Below are 14830 nucleotides of genomic sequence, written 5' to 3'. Positions count from 1 at the left end.
AGGGCAAGGCGCGCGGGCGCAGACAGTACGCATGTACGGCAAGCCCAAGCAACGCAGCCATGGCCATTTTCTCAGGCCCGCGATTCAGGCCCGCATTTCAAGCAGCAAAATCACTCAGATATAAAAAAAGCCGAGCACATAATGTGTCGGCTTTCATATAAGTACTTGATTTTACAGCGTATTCTTGGTGGGAAGTGCAAGTTTCGAACTTGCGACCCCTGCAGTGTGAATGCCAGTAAAAGGACGCGATTGCAGGGTTCTCATAGGGGGATTTTTTTCCAGGGCGCCATAAAGGCTCAGGAAATTCCAGCAAATCACACCCGAAATCCCACCCACTTTCCACGCATCACCGAGAGCATCAATGGCAATCTTATGCGTTCACGCAACATAATGCCCTCAATAATACGTAATATATTATCAATATGAGGCACGTCAGGCGAGGCCGGCAATATGAATCTACTATCGTTATTGGTGGCAGCGTTCGCACTGAGTTCATGTAGCGCTATAACTCCACGTGAGCGTGCGGATATTATCGACATGGATAGCTTTACCCTCGCCGCCCGCTACGGCACGCCCGACAGCTACCAGCACCAGGGCGATTACTTCCAGTTGAACTACGGGAGCGAGGCGGCCGGCTGCCGTGTGATCGTGCTGCTCGATCAGGCTCAGCGCGTAGCGGGATGGGCGAGCGCAGGCGCCAAGTGCGATGCGCTACTGCATCGGGCGGACGTTCCGTGATTCGTCCAACTCTTCGGGCGGCCGGAAATCCAGTGCGCACAACCAGGACTGGGCGAATTCCACCGCCTTGCCCTCTTCGTTCTTTACGCGCTCAAAGCCCGCCAGGGTGAACTTGCCTTCGCTGGCCCATATGATGTGTGGATCGAGCAATTCCATTTCAGGGCCTTGCCTGCCTGGCTGCTTGAGCCGCGCGACCTTTACCGGGCGGCGCAAGCCCTGGTCGGTCACGTCCATGATCACCAGCCACCCATAATACTTGACGGTATAGCGATCATTAAGCATGCGCCGCTCGACAGCCACGCCGGCATTGCGCATTTTTACTACCCTTATCTTCATAACAATGCCATCAATATGCTGTATATGCATACAGTATATTGCCGAGTGCGAAAAACCAAAAGCCGGAATTTGTAACTAGAACAAGCCGCCCTGGTCTACCGAAGGAGTTGGCGTTGGTGTCTTTGCGCGCGAGCGCGGCTGCATTGGGTCGGGCTGCGCAATCAACAGATCGGCAGGATATTGCCGATAAGCATCCTCCTCCGTCATCAGTGAACCGTCTAGCCAGCCTTGATACTGGCCAGGATCAAGGATCATCACCATGCGCTTTTCGTCTTCCGGCTTGTGGAAGCGCTGCATGAGCGGGTGCCCATCAGCATTGATCGTCAACATCGAGAACGACAGCAGCTGATCGGCCGGGCGGTATTCCCATATACCAGCGATCGCCACCGGGGCGCCGTCCGCGCGCTCGATGCGCCAGCGCACGGGCTTGCCGGTTTCGTAATTGGGTTCGAAAAAGTTGGCAGCCGGGATGATGCATAACTGCTTGCGCTTCCAGGCATTACGGAAGGATGGCTTGCTGGCTACCGTTTCGGTGCGGGCATTGTAGGTCTGGCGTGCAAGCTTGAGGTCTGCCCAGTGCGGCACCATGCCGAACATGGCCGGGGCGATTTCAAGATCCCCTGGCGATTCTTGCGAGCCGCGCAGGATGGGCGCCATGTAGCCTGGCCATGCCTCGGGCGGCAAATCGAGCAGAGGGTATCCAGTTCGAAAACTTTCTTCGATCTGCTCTTTACGGCTGGGGGTGTAGTCGGCGCACATGCGTTTACTTTAATGCATTTTGCGCCGACACGCTTAACGACAGCCCTCGATGACTGCTTCCAGCTGCAACTCATACGCCTGTCCAAGCGGCCAGTCCCGCGCCAGCGCCAGGATGATCTCACCGTCCGTTACGACTGGCGGCAATTTGTCGAATTCATAGGCGGGGCGCGGTATTTCCATCTTTACACACGGCGTAAATACAGGAATTTCCACGCGCTGCACCACGGGCGGCGGCATACTGGAGCAGCCAGCCAGCAGCACGGCCAGACCTGCCAATTTTGTCAAGTTGACGATTTTCAGGCTCATCGCACGCCCTCCAGTAACAACCTGACGGCCGGCATGGCCTCGTCGCAGGTCGACGCACGGGCGCCAGCAATCTGCGCCAGCGCTGCATCGTACTTTTTGACCTTGGCGGCAGCCTGAGCCTGCGCTGCTGCGCCGCGCTCCTGGGCGACCAGTGTGGCGGTGGCCATGCCATCGATGGCGCGGTTTTGCTCGCCGATTGATGTGCGCAGGGCGGCGCTGGCGCCCTGCTCCACTACCAGAGCCGCGCGCGCCTCGTCGCGGTCGCTGGCAGCCAGCCACCAGCCCGTGCCGGTTGAGCTGGCCACCACCAGTAGCACGGCGGCGAGCGCAATTGCGGCAACCCTCCATATGCCGCTGACGGCGCCGGATGTCAGCGCGCCCAGGGCGCTCATGCCAGCACCCGCTTGGCCACGGCAAACATGGCCAAGCGCTCTACCAGGCCATTCGTGCCACCATTCACGCGCCGCGTCACCGCAACCTGGTCTCCGGCATCAGCCAGCGCATTCAGCCCCTTCGACTGCCAGAACCAGCCGGCTGAACGGCAGGCGTTGATGGTCTGCTCGAGCAATTCCGGCTTGGCCAACAGGTCCAGGCCCAGCGCCTTGCCGCAGGCGGCGTAGTTGGCGCGGCCCGTCACCTGCAGCAGACCGCGCCCCTTGAAACGCACGCCGTCGCCGGCCTGCGTGTTGCCCAGGTCGCGGCGCCCCTCGTAGGCCGCGCCGCTGGCCAGCTCACGCACATAGGCCAAGCTGCCGGATTCGTGGCCCACCTGGGACAGGAACGAAGCCTGGCGCGCCGGCGTGTTGATGCCGTATTCGCGCATGGCGGCGTTCAGCGGCGCCAGGAATGTCGCGGCGCGCGGCCGGGAGTATGGCAAGATGGCCACCAGTTGGGCCAGGGTCAGATCGATCATGGTGTCGCCCTCCGATTCTTGGCGAACCAACCCGCCATCACGATGCCGGTCATGCCGGCGTTCAACAGCACCTCGCCAGGCTGCGGCTGCGTGTAGCCATACAGCGGCCCGGCCAGCACGGCGATGGCGCCGACGCCGAGCAGGGAGTAAAACAGACGGTAGAAGTGATTGCTGTGCCGGTTCATGTGGTTCAGCGCGCACAGCGCATGGCAGAGCAGCGCGGCGCCGGCCAGCAGGTTCAGGATGAGCAGGCTCATTGAAATCATTGCGCACCTCCGCGTTTTTTGAGCCAGCCCAGGGCCAGCGGGACGATGGTCTGCGCCGATACGCCAGCAGCGAAGGCGCAGAACCAGCGCAGCGCCTCGGCCGACTTCGACGCCCAGGGGAAATATTCCATGGCGCCAGCGTGCGCGATCGGTCCGACATAGCCGGCGACCAGGGCGCTGGTAATCACCGAGACAACCATCTTGGTGCGCGTGGTCGGCTCGATCATGGACAATGCGACCAGGCCGCCAAACATGCCAACGAGCAGCGTTTCGTACTCCAGCCCGAGAATCGAGCCGGTCAGGGTAACGGTGCCCAATGCGAGCGCGCCGCCGGCTGCGGTGATTGCGGGTTCAGCCATAATTGCCTTTCAGGTGGTGGAAATGAAAAAACCCGCCGAAGCGGGTTTGTGGTGATTGCGGGTCGAGGCGGACTATGCAACCTTGATAATGATGCGCGCGCGGCCATCATCCTCGATGGCGATCACCTTGCCGATGGAGCGCATGTATTGCTTAAGGGTCATATCATCCTCATTGATAGCCAACCCGGCGATGCTGTCACCGTCCTGGGACGGCACGATGTATTGCCCTGGCAAAGCGCCCATTACATTGACGGGAACCTGGCCAGAAAATGCAATGCGGTCGACCTTCTGACGAGCAGCCTCAAGCGCCACGTCAAATGCAGCCTGCGCTGCTTCAATGCCGACCTCAATCGCAGCCCATTCCTCGTCATCCATATTTTCGGTGCGCTCGGAACCTGCGGGCCGCCCTCCAATATCTTGCGACCAACTGTCACCACCGACCATACAAGGATCGGTCGATTTGACAACAAACGAAATCGCATCGCCCCACTGATCCGTCAACTTGCCGCTGGCATCAATGCCGATGATTTGGCCTGGTGCAACCGGGCTGCAAAAAGGGGATTTGACCATATACTCGGCATAGTCAGCACCGCTGGCGTTGATTGTGCCAGCAGTACCTATTGAGCGGCCCGTCGTGGAATTTCGGCCCACATACATCACGGACGCGCCGGCGCCCCAGCCGCCAGTTCCACTCGATCCATTGATTGCAAAGCACGACCAAGGGTTAGCACGGGCCACTCGTAAGATTTCACCAAATTCAGCAACGTCTCGATATAGCTGATGTTTGCTGGCCACCGCAACTGGCCCTGCAGTGAGGAAACGCCCAATTGACACGTCGCCCGACCCAGTCACCTCCAGAATGGGGCTGGATGGAATCATTGTGGATGCATCAGTGGCACGTAAAATCATCTTGTAGCCAGCGGAAAATGCGCTACCAAACCCACCGCAGGTGGACCAACTAAATCGGCCACCCCATACACCGGGTGCGCTGGTTACGCCATATGCGGCAACATCGTAATACACGCCTGATGCACCAGCAGCGCCGTTATTGGGGGCCTGAATAGCGCTCGCCGTCCAGCCGACGGCGCCAGCTGTTACTCCTGCGCCCCCCACCAGACTCTCAGCCGAGATGCGAGAGGTACTGGTGACAGGCCCAGTCAACGCCCCTCCTGTTAGTGGCAGCGCGTTATACGGCCCCTTCTCAAACGCCGCATTCATCTTGTTCAGCTCTTCGTTGACGTTCGGCATACCGTCATAAAATTTGTCAGCCATTTAAATTCCTTCGATTTGCAGTGGTGCGGAATAGGTTTCAAAGTACGGCGTGGCCACCGCGTCGATATTGCTGGCCTTGCCATACAGCATATGGTCCTGCTCCAGCAGCGGGTCCGGGTCTTCCGGGAATAGGCTGAACAGCATGGCCTTGCCCCCGCCGTTTTCGCGCAAGATGCGCATCAGGCGGGCGCGGTCCATGGGACCCAGGTGTGACAGGTTGATGCTCAGCTTGTCGCTGATGGTGCCCTTGGCGGTTTTCAGGTCGCCGGCGGCCGTACGGTAATCTTCGCTTCTGTCCTGCACCAGCAGCTGGGCACCATAGTCGGCGTTGTATTCGGGAGACCAGTAATTGCCGGCCACCAGGCGCGATATCTCCAGGTAGCCTTCCGGACATTGCGGCGCCGATACGTCGATCACCAGCTTGCGCACGCGTACCGGAGCGAACCAGGCCACGCCATCGGCGCCGCCGCCACGCGACCAGGTATTCACGCCGCCCGCCTTGTACGCGTTCCAGCCCAGCGGCAGCACGCCCCAGGGGAAGGAGCCGTGCACGGCTGCACGGCATGGGAAGATGCTGCCGGTGTCCAGCACAGGCACGCTATCGCCAGGCTGGGCATAGCCGCGCACCCGCATGCGCGCGCTGCTGGTCATGTTGGTGAAGATCAGCGCGACGCAGGCGATGGATTCCTGCGTTGGCCAGGTGGCGGTGATGGTTTGGACCGTGCTGTTGGCACGCAGCACGGATGACTTGCTGTCGCGCTGCAAGTTGACCGGGCCCAGTGCGCCGGTTTGGCTCGATGCAGCCAGCACGGCGCGGTCGGCCGCGTTATCGTGGATGATGCGTAGATTTGGCATACTATTCCGTAGTGATGATAGTGAGGCGCTGACCGCTAGCCCCCCCGAGATCAAGCACGGGTGGCGCACCTATTTTCTTGGTGTACTTAAACTCCTGATAAGTGATCGCGGTGGCGAGTCGATAGGTGCGAGGCAACGTAGACTTCACAGGATCTACAAATGTGAATGATCCATTCAGGCTACGCGTGGCGCTAGACAGATCGTCAACTGATCCGTAGTTGTCATATGATGCAACGCCGAGCAGATAGAAGGTATGGACCGGCACCTCAGCATCATTTCCCAGCCTTCTGAACAGCGTAAAATTGCATCCGGTCGATCCCTCCCCGGCACTGAAATTGTAGTTGTATGACGTCTCCTGGGAAGTCATATCGATGCTACCTACCACGGTAATTGAGCCGCCATTACTGCCAAATGGGCCGGTAGTGACGCTTTGCGACGGGCCAAATGTGGGGTTTGTAACCGATGTTCGCAGCGTACCCGCCGACAGCGATCCACCAAAATAGCCGGCGCCAGAGCGCTTGAGGAAAAAAATTGCGTTCGTATCGTTTTTAGCGCCCGAACCCGCCCACATGGCATATACCGGATCGCCTGGCCCCATCTCTATTCGAAATCCAGGCGCAACACCCGTAAAAATATCTCCTGTAAATTCCGCCTTCCCACCGACTGTTTTGAACTGCGGCGTGTCGATATCGCCGCTCTCCCGCAACTCGACGTACCGCCCGGCCGCTTTATTTCCAAGAAGCAAACCGGCTGCGCTCAGGTGGAAACCGCTGCCGCCATTGCTGGGCCAGGCGTAAGCATTGGTTGGGTAGCCAGGTCCGCCGTGCAACGTCGTACCGTATAAGTCGCCAGCAGTCACATTACCCAGGTTCGCGGACACCGCGGATAGTTTGTCGACTGCCAGCGCCTTCGCCGCCACCGTGCCATCCACCAGCAGATTGCCGTTCAACACGGTGCCCAGGGCAAGCCAGGCACCATCGACAAAGAACTTTGTCACGGCATTTTTAGCGTCATACAGCGTCACCGTGTCGCGATTGATCGGTGCGCCGTAGCCAGCAAGCCCCAATTCGTACACGGCCGACGCATCCGACCAGGACGAGTAACCCGGCGCCGTCACCGTCACGGTGCCGCGCTGGCCGGCAGCGCCATCGGCAGCCAGGCGCGCAGCAGCGGCCCACTCATTGGCCTCGATATCATCGGTGGCGCCGCGCCCTGCTGCCGTGGCGCCAGATGTAAATAAGTACCCGCCGCCCGTGGTTGGCACCTGGGTCGACCAGCCGCCATTCAGGCCGGCCAAGGCGCCGGTGGCAAAAGTGAAGGTGCACCTTGCCGTGGGCAGCGCTGGAGCGATGTTGGTCGTGCCGCGCTGGAAGATGCGTACTGAAGACACATTCAAGCCATCCGCGCCGTCCTTGGCCAGCTGCACTGCCGCCGCCCATTCATTGCTTACGATGTTACTCATGGCATTGCGCGAACTGGCCGACGCCACGCGCACGTACAGCGGCGCCGTGCCAGCTGGTATGTTCTTCGACCAGCCATTGGCCAGGTCATTGCCGGCCGGGGTCGTGATGCTCGCGGTAGAGAACGTAAAGACCACATCACCCGGCGAATCGATCGGCGCCACGGTGGCCCGCTTATAGGCAAACGCCTGGCCGGTATTCAGGCCTGCCAAGCCAGTATCCCCAGTCTTGCCGTCAAAGACTTTGCTGACCATATAGTTGGCGATGTAATCGACGCCAAATTCACGGATACGCGCCTGCACCAGGGCGGTATCGGTGCCCATGGTGGCAAAATCGACCGTGGCCACATTGCCATTCACCCGCAACGCCGTACCTGCCGACACGGTAAAAACGATATCGCCCACCACATTTACGGGCTTGGCCGTGATGGCGATCGATGCCGGCGCCCCCACACCATTGCTGTCCACGTGAAAGATGGGCGTGGCGCCGGCCATCAAGATCGCCTTGCCATCCGCCAGGGTGCTGAAGCGCTCAGCTGTCGCTTGCAGCAACACATCGCGCTCACCGCCGATGGCACTCAAGCCATCACCCCGACCGTTACGCGGGCCGCCAGCCAGTTATGCGACAGCAGCACCACCACCCCCGGCACACCATCCTGCAGGCGGAAACGCTCGCCACGCAGCTGCACGGGCTGCCCCAGTTCCAACATCATCATCTCAGGCTCTCCATCGAATTCATAAACAGTGCGCTGGGCCTTACCCAGAGCCAAGCGCCGTATCGCTTCCACGCGCGCATCTGCGCGGGTCTTGAGGCAGGTATCGATCTGTGCCGGGTCATCCGTCAGGCGATACCGCGCACGCACTGCGTCGTCTACTGCTGTTTCAGTCAGCCATTCCGTCGCGTACAGGTCCGCGTGCTCAGCTGGAATGCTGGTAGTCAGGCTGGCTTGTACAGTCCAGTTCTTATCGAAGCCGATCTTGACGGCCGCCACCACCGGCAGGCGCTGCACCTGGCGCAGGGAATGCTCTTTCATATGCTCGGGACCGATCTCCACCGGCACGCCAGGCGCCGGTAGCGCGACTTGCACCAGGCGTAGCTGGCCAGTGCGCGACATCAGCGCCTGCGCGCCGACGCTGGCCGCAAGTTGCTGGATGGCTTGCGCCTGATTCGTGCGGTCAGCAACATAGAGCCCCACCAGCTGGGGGTGCGCGGCATCGAAGGTGTCCAAGTTGGCCAGATCCAGATCGGCATCGGTAAAGCGATCCGATTCCTTGCCATAGGCCGTGGCAATGCGCCGCACCAGGGGTGCGATGCGCGGCGCATACGTGCCGCCGGCACCGCCTTTGTCGCCCTGCACGCTGACCGTGATCGCAGCCGAATACGGTGGCGTGGTCAGGTTGAAGCGCCCAGCCTGGTCATTCAGCGCTACGGCGATGGGCTTGCCGTTGGTACGCACCTCAAAACTTGACTCGACAGCGCCCAGAAATCCATATTCCAGGGTGACCGGGTCCGTCAAAAGTGGCGAGACGTTATGGCATTCGCCGAACGGCACGGGCAGGACCGCATCCTTGTTCGGCGTTGCGCCGCCCAGCTTGGCCTCGGTGATTGGCGTGTCCAGGCGCTGCATCTTGTCGCGCAAGGACAGGTTCAGCGTTTCCGGCGCCGAGCTGCCGATATCGGCGGTGATGCCGTCGAAGATCAGGCGGAAGTCGGCGCGCGGCCAGGCCGAGTCACCCACCCAGGCTTTGATCGAGCGATTGCGCCAAACATCATCCAGCCAGGAATCCAGGCTGCCATCGGCGTTATCAAGTTCGATATCGCCGCCCGACAGGCCCGCCTCGGCCGTCAGGCTGACCTGCTCGGTGAAGGCCAGGCCGCCGGTGGCCAGCGGCAGATACTCGGTGTTGGCCGGGCTATCTTGCGGACCGGTAACGTAAAGCCGCGAGGCGATGAACCGCGTCACCTCACTGCCGCCCGCGTTTACCTGAGCTTCGATCAGGACAACGCGGTTGGCCGAGTCGTCCTGCAGCCACTGTAAGAATTGCGCATCGTTCATTTTGAAAATTCCACCTTTCTTTCCCACGCCGATGCCTTGGCCGATTTCTCAACGCCGCTAACCACCTTGTCGGCAGCGCTGGCATTTGCTTCCTGATTGGCCTGAATGGTGGCGCCAGTCTGCCGCGCCTGATCCTCACGCAGCCCCTTGAGCTCATCCCGCATCGCCCTGTTGTCGTCACGCAGGCCGCGAATTTCCGCGACCAGCGCATCAGAACCCACGTTTGCCGCTGCCGAATAGCGCATGACGTCGAAAGCTGCGGGAGCGACCGGCGCTTCGAAGACGGGCGCATTGGTGAAGCGCACGCCCAAGCCATCCGACACCCCCATCGCCGCCTGCAGCGTGGCGATGGCCTGCGCCACCGTCAGCACGCTGTCATTGATGGTGATCAGACCCGACACCTGGGCCTTGAGTGCATCCAGGCTGGCCTGCTGCACGTCAACCTGCGCCCCAGCCCACTTCAGCGCCTCATCGTTAGCTGCCATCACGCGGGCGTAATCTGCCGCGTATTTGGCGTCCGACGCATTGACTACCTGTGAAGCAGTCAAGAAAGCCTGCTCAGCAGCCGACAGCCCGGATTGCGCCGTCGTGTCGCCGGCATTGGCTGCCGCCAGGGTTTTCTCGAACTGCGCCCGCGCCTCGGCGTATTTCTGCTCCGGAGTCAGCGTCGACTGATTACCCAGGGCGAAGCTGGGATTCAAGCTGTTGAGCGTGGTCACCCACGATTTCGACTTGTCCAGCGCCGCCTTGGCCGCTGTCGATTCCGCGTCATACGCCTTGGCCAGGGCATCCTTGGCTGAAACCACGGCCTTTGCCGCCTGCACCTGGTCAAACAGTGCCTTGTTGACGTCGGCGATACTGCTGCGCTGGATGGCTAGTAGTTCGGCTGCGTTTTTTGTCAATTCGTTCAGCTGTTTTTGCAGATCCAGATGTTCACTGGCGATCTCGGCCGCAGTCTTAACGACTGCCGCATAGTTGCCAGTGGCAGCGTTCAGCTGATTGGTATAGTCCGTTGCCGCCTTGAACGCAGGTGCCAAGGCCAGCAACTTGATATACATTTCCTGCCCGGCAACACTGGACAGGTCCAGGCCCAGTACCACCTTTTTATAGTCCTCGGCCGTCTTGACGCCGGACATTCCCAGCTTGGCCAGGGTATCGGCGACAGTTGACAGCACCGGCTTCATGCGCTCCGCTTCCGTCAGGAAGTTTTCAGCGAAAAAAGTCGTTCCGTTAGCGAGTGCATCAAGGCTACCCGCCAACTTGACAAGGTTTTCGCGCGCGCCAATAGATGCAACTCCCACCGAGCCAAACGCTTCTTGCGAGGTGCGACCAATCAGCTGTAGCACCATGTCCACGCCAGCATAGTTGTGTGACACACGCTCCAGCGTCGTGCTCAGCTCTTCAGTGCCAATCTTGAATGAGGCAATATTAGGAACCAACTCGACAGCGATATCGTTGCCCACGCCAACAAAGAACTTGGTGACCGCCTCCAATTTCTCCGCCTCAGTTTTCAGGCCGGTCAAGTTGATATTTAATGCCTGCGAACGGGTGGCCAGGCTGGAGGTGTCCACTCCCAGCGTTTCTGCCAAGGTAGCCGACACCTTACGGATGGCCGCGTAGGTATCAATAAACGCATTGGACGTGGTCGCATCAACAGCCTTGCGATCCGTATCAGCCTTGTCACTCCTGAAATAGCCGCCTTTTTGCGTCCATTTTGCGTACTCTTCACCGCTAAACCCTGTACCCGTCAGCGTCCCGGTGATCCCCATATCGCCATACCGCTTATCGCCCATACCGAAAAGGCGATTGCCTATGCCGCCGACAGCGCCACCCAAAAACCCACCGATAGCGGCCCCGGTGGCGCCGCCGAAATACCAGCCTATGCCCGCACCAGCGAGTGCCCCGCCCTTTACGTTATTGCTACTACCGTATTGCCCGGCTATCATGTTTCCGCTCAATACGCCAGCAGCAATACCAGCCGCCGCCGTAACCGCAGCCCCGGTGTATGCGCCAGCCGTGACTGCGCCGGCATTGCCAACGGCGCCAGAAGCGGCATACATTCCAGCAGCATCACCCGCAGCCACCATGCCCGTGCTGCCGAAGCCGGCACCAAATGCCTCCAGGGCACTAGAACCGAACATTGTTCCCAGGCTAACCATGCCCGAGCCCATGCCGGCCGTGACGCCCGCAAATCCTTGTGTAGCAATGGTGTAGGCATTTTTGGCGCTATTGATGAGGCCGACAGTGCTGCCGATGCCGCCCGCCATCCCGCCTGCGCCACCCATACTGGCCAAATCACCGGCATTGGCCACGCCACCCATCCCCGCACCGGTCACAGACGCGCCAATATTGAATATCCATTTCTTGATGGTCATCTGGTACAGCAGGTCCAGCAGACCGTTTTTCAGCGTGTCGCGCAGGCGATCAAAAGCGGACTTGCCCGAGTCGAAGATAGAAACGAAGGTATCGTGGGCTGTCGAATCGATCGACTCCCACATTTTCTTGTTGGCCTCGTAATTCTTGGCAATGATGTCTTGCTGGTCTGCCGCATTCGCCAAGCGTGCCCGTGCTGCGCGCTGGTCCTCAAGGAACTGGAGGATCTTCGGCGCCTGGGCGATTTCCTCATCCGTGGCGCCAGCAGCCTCTTGACCGCGCATGAATTGCTTTTGATACGCAATTGCCAGGTCCAGGCGTGCAATTTCCTCGCGCTCAAGGAATGTTGCCGCCTTGCCGTGAGCGCGATTCGCTTCCTCGATCTTCTTGGCTTCTTGATTGAGGGTGAAGATGTATTTACCGGATGCCTCGTCTGATGCGGCCACGATGCCGGCCTTGCGAAGGCGCTCTTCCTCATCACGGAGCCTTCTCTCATCAAAAAATGCCTTCTCTGCGGCGTCCAGCTTCCCGAGAATCGCCTTAATTTCCTTCTGGTGCCGCTCCTCTTCCGCCTCGGTTGCACTTTTGTGACTTCTAAGCGCCTCTAACTCCAGCTGATAGGCGTCAACTTCCGCCGCATAGGTTTCTTGGGCGTATTGCCGCTTGTTCTCATATGCTTGTCCCGCTGACAATTCGCCAGCTTTGATATACAGATCATCCAATTTCCCAAGCGCGGCATAATGCGCCTTGGTTTCGGACAGCTCACGCTCGTACGCCTCGATTTGAGCAGTCAGGCGAGTATTCTCGGCACGGTCAACCTTTGCCTTCGGCTCAGGGCTTTCGGTATCGCGGTAATTCGGGTTGCCGATGTAAGTCTTGCTGTAGAGATCAATTACCTTCTTGCGCGCAACCTCTTGGGCGGCGGCCCCGGCGTTGGCTGACTGCAAAAGAATGTCGGATGCTGCCTTTGCATAGTCAGTATCAACCTTAAGTTGCGCATCCGCCTCCGCCTTGCGCTTGGCAGTCCTGGCCGCATTGCGTGCGTCCTCTGCTTTTTCGAACCTATCAAATCCATCCGTGAGCTGGGCCTGCCTCACCTCATACTCAGCCTTTGATTGAGCGAGTTCACTCGCCCCTTGAGCCTTTATCCTGTCGTACCTTCGCTTGCGCTCGTCAGCGCCAATCGACCCATCGGATGCATTTGCATCGATTTTATCTTCGTAACTATCTAATATGCGCCCCTGCTCAGTTTTTAAATCCGCCCACGCCCATGCCTTTTGCAGAACAGTGCTCGCATTGCTCACGGTATTGGCCAGCCAAACAAAGGTTGAGGCGAGGCCGTGCCCCCATTCTTCAAGACTGTTGTTCTTCGACAGCGCGCTCACCTCGCCATTAGCATCCTTGAGCGATCTCGTGAGCGCCATAACTGAAATGGTCAGCACCTCATTAAACGTCTCGCCAAACTGAGTTTTTAGGTCGGTGACGTAACGCTGCATCGAGGTGATCTGCTTGCCGGCAGTGTCCATACTTGCCGTATAGGTGCCAGCGATGTCGGAGCCGCGCTCAATTACAGCATTGAGCCTGGCCTGAACACGCTCGTTCTCAGTCAACTCTTTTGTGGTCTTGCCTAGCTCGTCGGCCATCTGGCGATAAGCAGACTGCAAATTCACGTTAATACCAATGTTTCGCAGAATTAGAACGTTGCCGCGCGAAATGCCATTGACTAAGCGATCGAAGGCGTCGGATGAGTTTAGGTGACCAATTACTGCCGCGTCTTGGGCGATGCGCGCCAGCACTGTTGCATTCTTAAGGTCGACGTGGGCCTGAACCAGTTTTACGGCGGACTCACGCGACTCGACCATTGTGATGCCTTGTGCGGCGATGGCTTGAGTAGCGGTTAACATCTGCGTCTTGGTGTAACCGGCATTGCGCCCCACTACCTCCATCACCACGCCCAAAGTTTCATAGCGCGATGCAAGAAGGGCTGACTCTTTAACGTAGTCCGCGATCTTCAATGCAGCATAAGCCGCCACAAGTCCCTTGACAGCGTCAGCCAAAAATCCCGATGACTTTGCGGCATCGTCTTTTGCTTTTGCGGCAGCCTTTATTGAATCCTCGTATGCCTTCATCTTAGCGATGGAATCTTGAGTCTCCTTGGTCACCCCCATTTGTGCTGCCTGATAGGCTAGCAACTGCGTGCGGCTCATGCCAATGGTGGCGGCCTGCTCGCGCATGCGCTCAATGAGTTGCTGTTGACCAAGTGTAAGTTGGCCCGTTGCTCCTCCGAGCGCCATCGTCGCCTGCGCATTAGCGCGGGCGGCGACATCAAACTGACGCATAACCTGGACGGTGTCCTTCATTGACGTATTGACGGTGCTGTAGTCAGCCGTCCGCCTCCAGGCGGCACCCATTGCATCAACCGATTTTGATGCATCGCCACTGCGCCAAACAGCATTAGTGGAATTCATGAAGCCGTCGAGGCCGCTAGCACCAGCCGATGAAGTCGATTTAATGCGCTCAAGCGACGCGCTAAGCGTATCCACCGAGGTGCTTGCAGCGCTTACCTTTTGGGCTGTACGCGAACTGGCCTCGCCCACGGACTCCACTGCAGCAGCCCCTTCAGTGGCTTTTGCCTTGTTCGTTGCGTTTGCCTCACCTAACTTATCAACAGCGGCAGTTGCCCCGGCAACCTTTTGCTCCATTCTTGTCGCAGTATCGCCAAGCGCATCGAGAACCTTGCTTCCATCGGCCACCTGCCGAGTATCCAGTGAGATTCCGAGCGTGGCGATATCAGGCATTATTTGTCCTTCTTGTGTTGGTGATAAATAAACAGCGCATCAAGGCGGTCGATGACTGATTCCTCGAATGGCTCGAAGCGGATGCCGTGGCGCGCCTGCCAGGCCAATATCTCGGCGCTGGATAGCGAATTCACGGCCATGCCGCATTGGCGCTTCTGGTTCAGCTGCGTGAACCAGGTCCAGATGTATTCCAGCTCTGGCGGCAGTTGCGGCACGGCTGGCGCCTCAGGCGCGCGGTATAGCGGGTTTTGCCGTGCCGCATCCAGGTGATTACCCTTGGCATTCCCATCACCTGCCGCTGACGCGCGATCAAACTGGTGATCGGCGTACAGCAGCAGG

At 59.2% G+C, this 14830-nt stretch carries 14 protein-coding genes; 1 reads left to right on the top strand and 13 read right to left on the bottom strand.

Annotated elements, in window-relative coordinates:
• The first annotated feature begins 537 nt into the window (after nucleotides 1-537).
• Nucleotides 538-738 carry a hypothetical protein gene (locus tag HDE72_RS24755; RefSeq protein ID WP_183747414.1) on the top strand — a complete coding sequence of 67 codons (201 nt, stop codon included), beginning with the start codon at nucleotides 538-540 and terminating at the stop codon, nucleotides 736-738.
• On the opposite strand, the gene HDE72_RS24750 is transcribed toward HDE72_RS24755, so the two are convergent.
• The 13 genes from HDE72_RS24750 to HDE72_RS24690 all read right to left on the bottom strand — a co-directional run bounded on the left by HDE72_RS24750 (nucleotide 712) and on the right by HDE72_RS24690 (nucleotide 14757).
• Nucleotides 712-1104 (bottom strand): hypothetical protein, encoded by a 393-nt coding sequence (locus HDE72_RS24750; RefSeq protein ID WP_183747411.1) that lies wholly within the window; start codon nucleotides 1102-1104, stop codon nucleotides 712-714. The genes HDE72_RS24755 and HDE72_RS24750 overlap by 27 nt on opposite strands.
• 45 nt (nucleotides 1105-1149) lie before the next feature.
• Entirely contained in the window at nucleotides 1150-1833 is a 684-nt protein-coding gene (locus HDE72_RS24745) for an SOS response-associated peptidase (RefSeq protein ID WP_183747408.1), read from the bottom strand.
• Between the two features lie 33 nt (nucleotides 1834-1866).
• The gene (locus HDE72_RS24740) at nucleotides 1867-2139 is read right to left on the bottom strand and encodes a hypothetical protein (protein ID WP_183747405.1); all 273 of its coding nucleotides are present in this window, start codon (nucleotides 2137-2139) and stop codon (nucleotides 1867-1869) included.
• Nucleotides 2136-2531, bottom strand: coding sequence for a hypothetical protein (locus tag HDE72_RS24735; protein ID WP_183747403.1), 396 nt, complete (start codon nucleotides 2529-2531; stop codon nucleotides 2136-2138). The genes HDE72_RS24740 and HDE72_RS24735 overlap by 4 nt, the downstream gene beginning before the upstream one ends.
• A complete protein-coding gene (locus HDE72_RS24730) occupies nucleotides 2528-3052 on the bottom strand; it encodes a glycoside hydrolase family 19 protein (RefSeq protein WP_221291396.1) in 525 nt (174 codons plus the stop codon). The genes HDE72_RS24735 and HDE72_RS24730 overlap by 4 nt, the downstream gene beginning before the upstream one ends.
• Entirely contained in the window at nucleotides 3049-3309 is a 261-nt protein-coding gene (locus HDE72_RS24725; protein ID WP_260176903.1) for a hypothetical protein, read from the bottom strand. The genes HDE72_RS24730 and HDE72_RS24725 overlap by 4 nt, the downstream gene beginning before the upstream one ends.
• Nucleotides 3310-3314: 5 nt before the next feature.
• Nucleotides 3315-3677, bottom strand: a complete 363-nt coding sequence (locus tag HDE72_RS24720; protein ID WP_183747397.1) for a restriction endonuclease — start codon at nucleotides 3675-3677, stop codon at nucleotides 3315-3317.
• A 72-nt stretch (nucleotides 3678-3749) separates the two neighbouring features.
• A complete protein-coding gene (locus tag HDE72_RS24715; RefSeq protein ID WP_183747394.1) occupies nucleotides 3750-4949 on the bottom strand; it encodes a hypothetical protein in 1200 nt (399 codons plus the stop codon).
• Nucleotides 4950-5804, bottom strand: coding sequence for a hypothetical protein (locus tag HDE72_RS24710; RefSeq protein WP_183747391.1), 855 nt, complete (start codon nucleotides 5802-5804; stop codon nucleotides 4950-4952). It lies immediately after the preceding gene.
• 1 nt (nucleotide 5805) lies between these two features.
• Nucleotides 5806-7845, bottom strand: coding sequence for a hypothetical protein (locus tag HDE72_RS24705; RefSeq protein ID WP_183747388.1), 2040 nt, complete (start codon nucleotides 7843-7845; stop codon nucleotides 5806-5808).
• Nucleotides 7842-9320: a hypothetical protein gene (locus HDE72_RS24700; protein WP_183747386.1), complete on the bottom strand. Its 1479-nt coding sequence runs from the start codon at nucleotides 9318-9320 to the stop codon at nucleotides 7842-7844. The genes HDE72_RS24705 and HDE72_RS24700 overlap by 4 nt, the downstream gene beginning before the upstream one ends.
• A complete protein-coding gene (locus HDE72_RS24695; RefSeq protein WP_183747384.1) occupies nucleotides 9317-14491 on the bottom strand; it encodes a hypothetical protein in 5175 nt (1724 codons plus the stop codon). Before HDE72_RS24695 ends, HDE72_RS24700 begins: the two co-directional genes overlap by 4 nt.
• Entirely contained in the window at nucleotides 14491-14757 is a 267-nt protein-coding gene (locus HDE72_RS24690; RefSeq protein WP_465221361.1) for a phage tail assembly chaperone, read from the bottom strand. The genes HDE72_RS24695 and HDE72_RS24690 overlap by 1 nt, the downstream gene beginning before the upstream one ends.
• Nucleotides 14758-14830 lie beyond the last annotated feature (73 nt).

It is taken from the genome of Janthinobacterium saanense, assembly GCF_014200675.1.
Classification (GTDB): Bacteria; Pseudomonadota; Gammaproteobacteria; order Burkholderiales; family Burkholderiaceae_D; genus Janthinobacterium.
Note: the sequence above shows the minus strand (reverse complement) of the source record. Positions and strands in the feature narration are given on the sequence as shown.

Excerpts from the sequence above, each read along its gene's own strand:
- HDE72_RS24720 (WP_183747397.1), bottom strand. The coding sequence starts at position 3,677 with ATGGCTGAACCCGCAATCACCGCAGCCGGCGGCGCGCTCGCATTGGGC.
- HDE72_RS24730 (WP_221291396.1), bottom strand. The coding sequence starts at position 3,052 with ATGATCGATCTGACCCTGGCCCAACTGGTGGCCATCTTGCCATACTCC.
- HDE72_RS24710 (WP_183747391.1), bottom strand. The coding sequence starts at position 5,804 with ATGCCAAATCTACGCATCATCCACGATAACGCGGCCGACCGCGCCGTG.
- HDE72_RS24735 (WP_183747403.1), bottom strand. The coding sequence starts at position 2,531 with ATGAGCGCCCTGGGCGCGCTGACATCCGGCGCCGTCAGCGGCATATGG.
- HDE72_RS24715 (WP_183747394.1), bottom strand. The coding sequence starts at position 4,949 with ATGGCTGACAAATTTTATGACGGTATGCCGAACGTCAACGAAGAGCTG.
- HDE72_RS24700 (WP_183747386.1), bottom strand. The coding sequence starts at position 9,320 with ATGAACGATGCGCAATTCTTACAGTGGCTGCAGGACGACTCGGCCAAC.
- HDE72_RS24750 (WP_183747411.1), bottom strand. The coding sequence starts at position 1,104 with ATGCATATACAGCATATTGATGGCATTGTTATGAAGATAAGGGTAGTA.
- HDE72_RS24695 (WP_183747384.1), bottom strand. The coding sequence starts at position 14,491 with ATGCCTGATATCGCCACGCTCGGAATCTCACTGGATACTCGGCAGGTG.
- HDE72_RS24755 (WP_183747414.1), top strand. The coding sequence starts at position 538 with ATGGATAGCTTTACCCTCGCCGCCCGCTACGGCACGCCCGACAGCTAC.
- HDE72_RS24740 (WP_183747405.1), bottom strand. The coding sequence starts at position 2,139 with ATGAGCCTGAAAATCGTCAACTTGACAAAATTGGCAGGTCTGGCCGTG.
- HDE72_RS24725 (WP_260176903.1), bottom strand. The coding sequence starts at position 3,309 with ATGAGCCTGCTCATCCTGAACCTGCTGGCCGGCGCCGCGCTGCTCTGC.
- HDE72_RS24745 (WP_183747408.1), bottom strand. The coding sequence starts at position 1,833 with ATGTGCGCCGACTACACCCCCAGCCGTAAAGAGCAGATCGAAGAAAGT.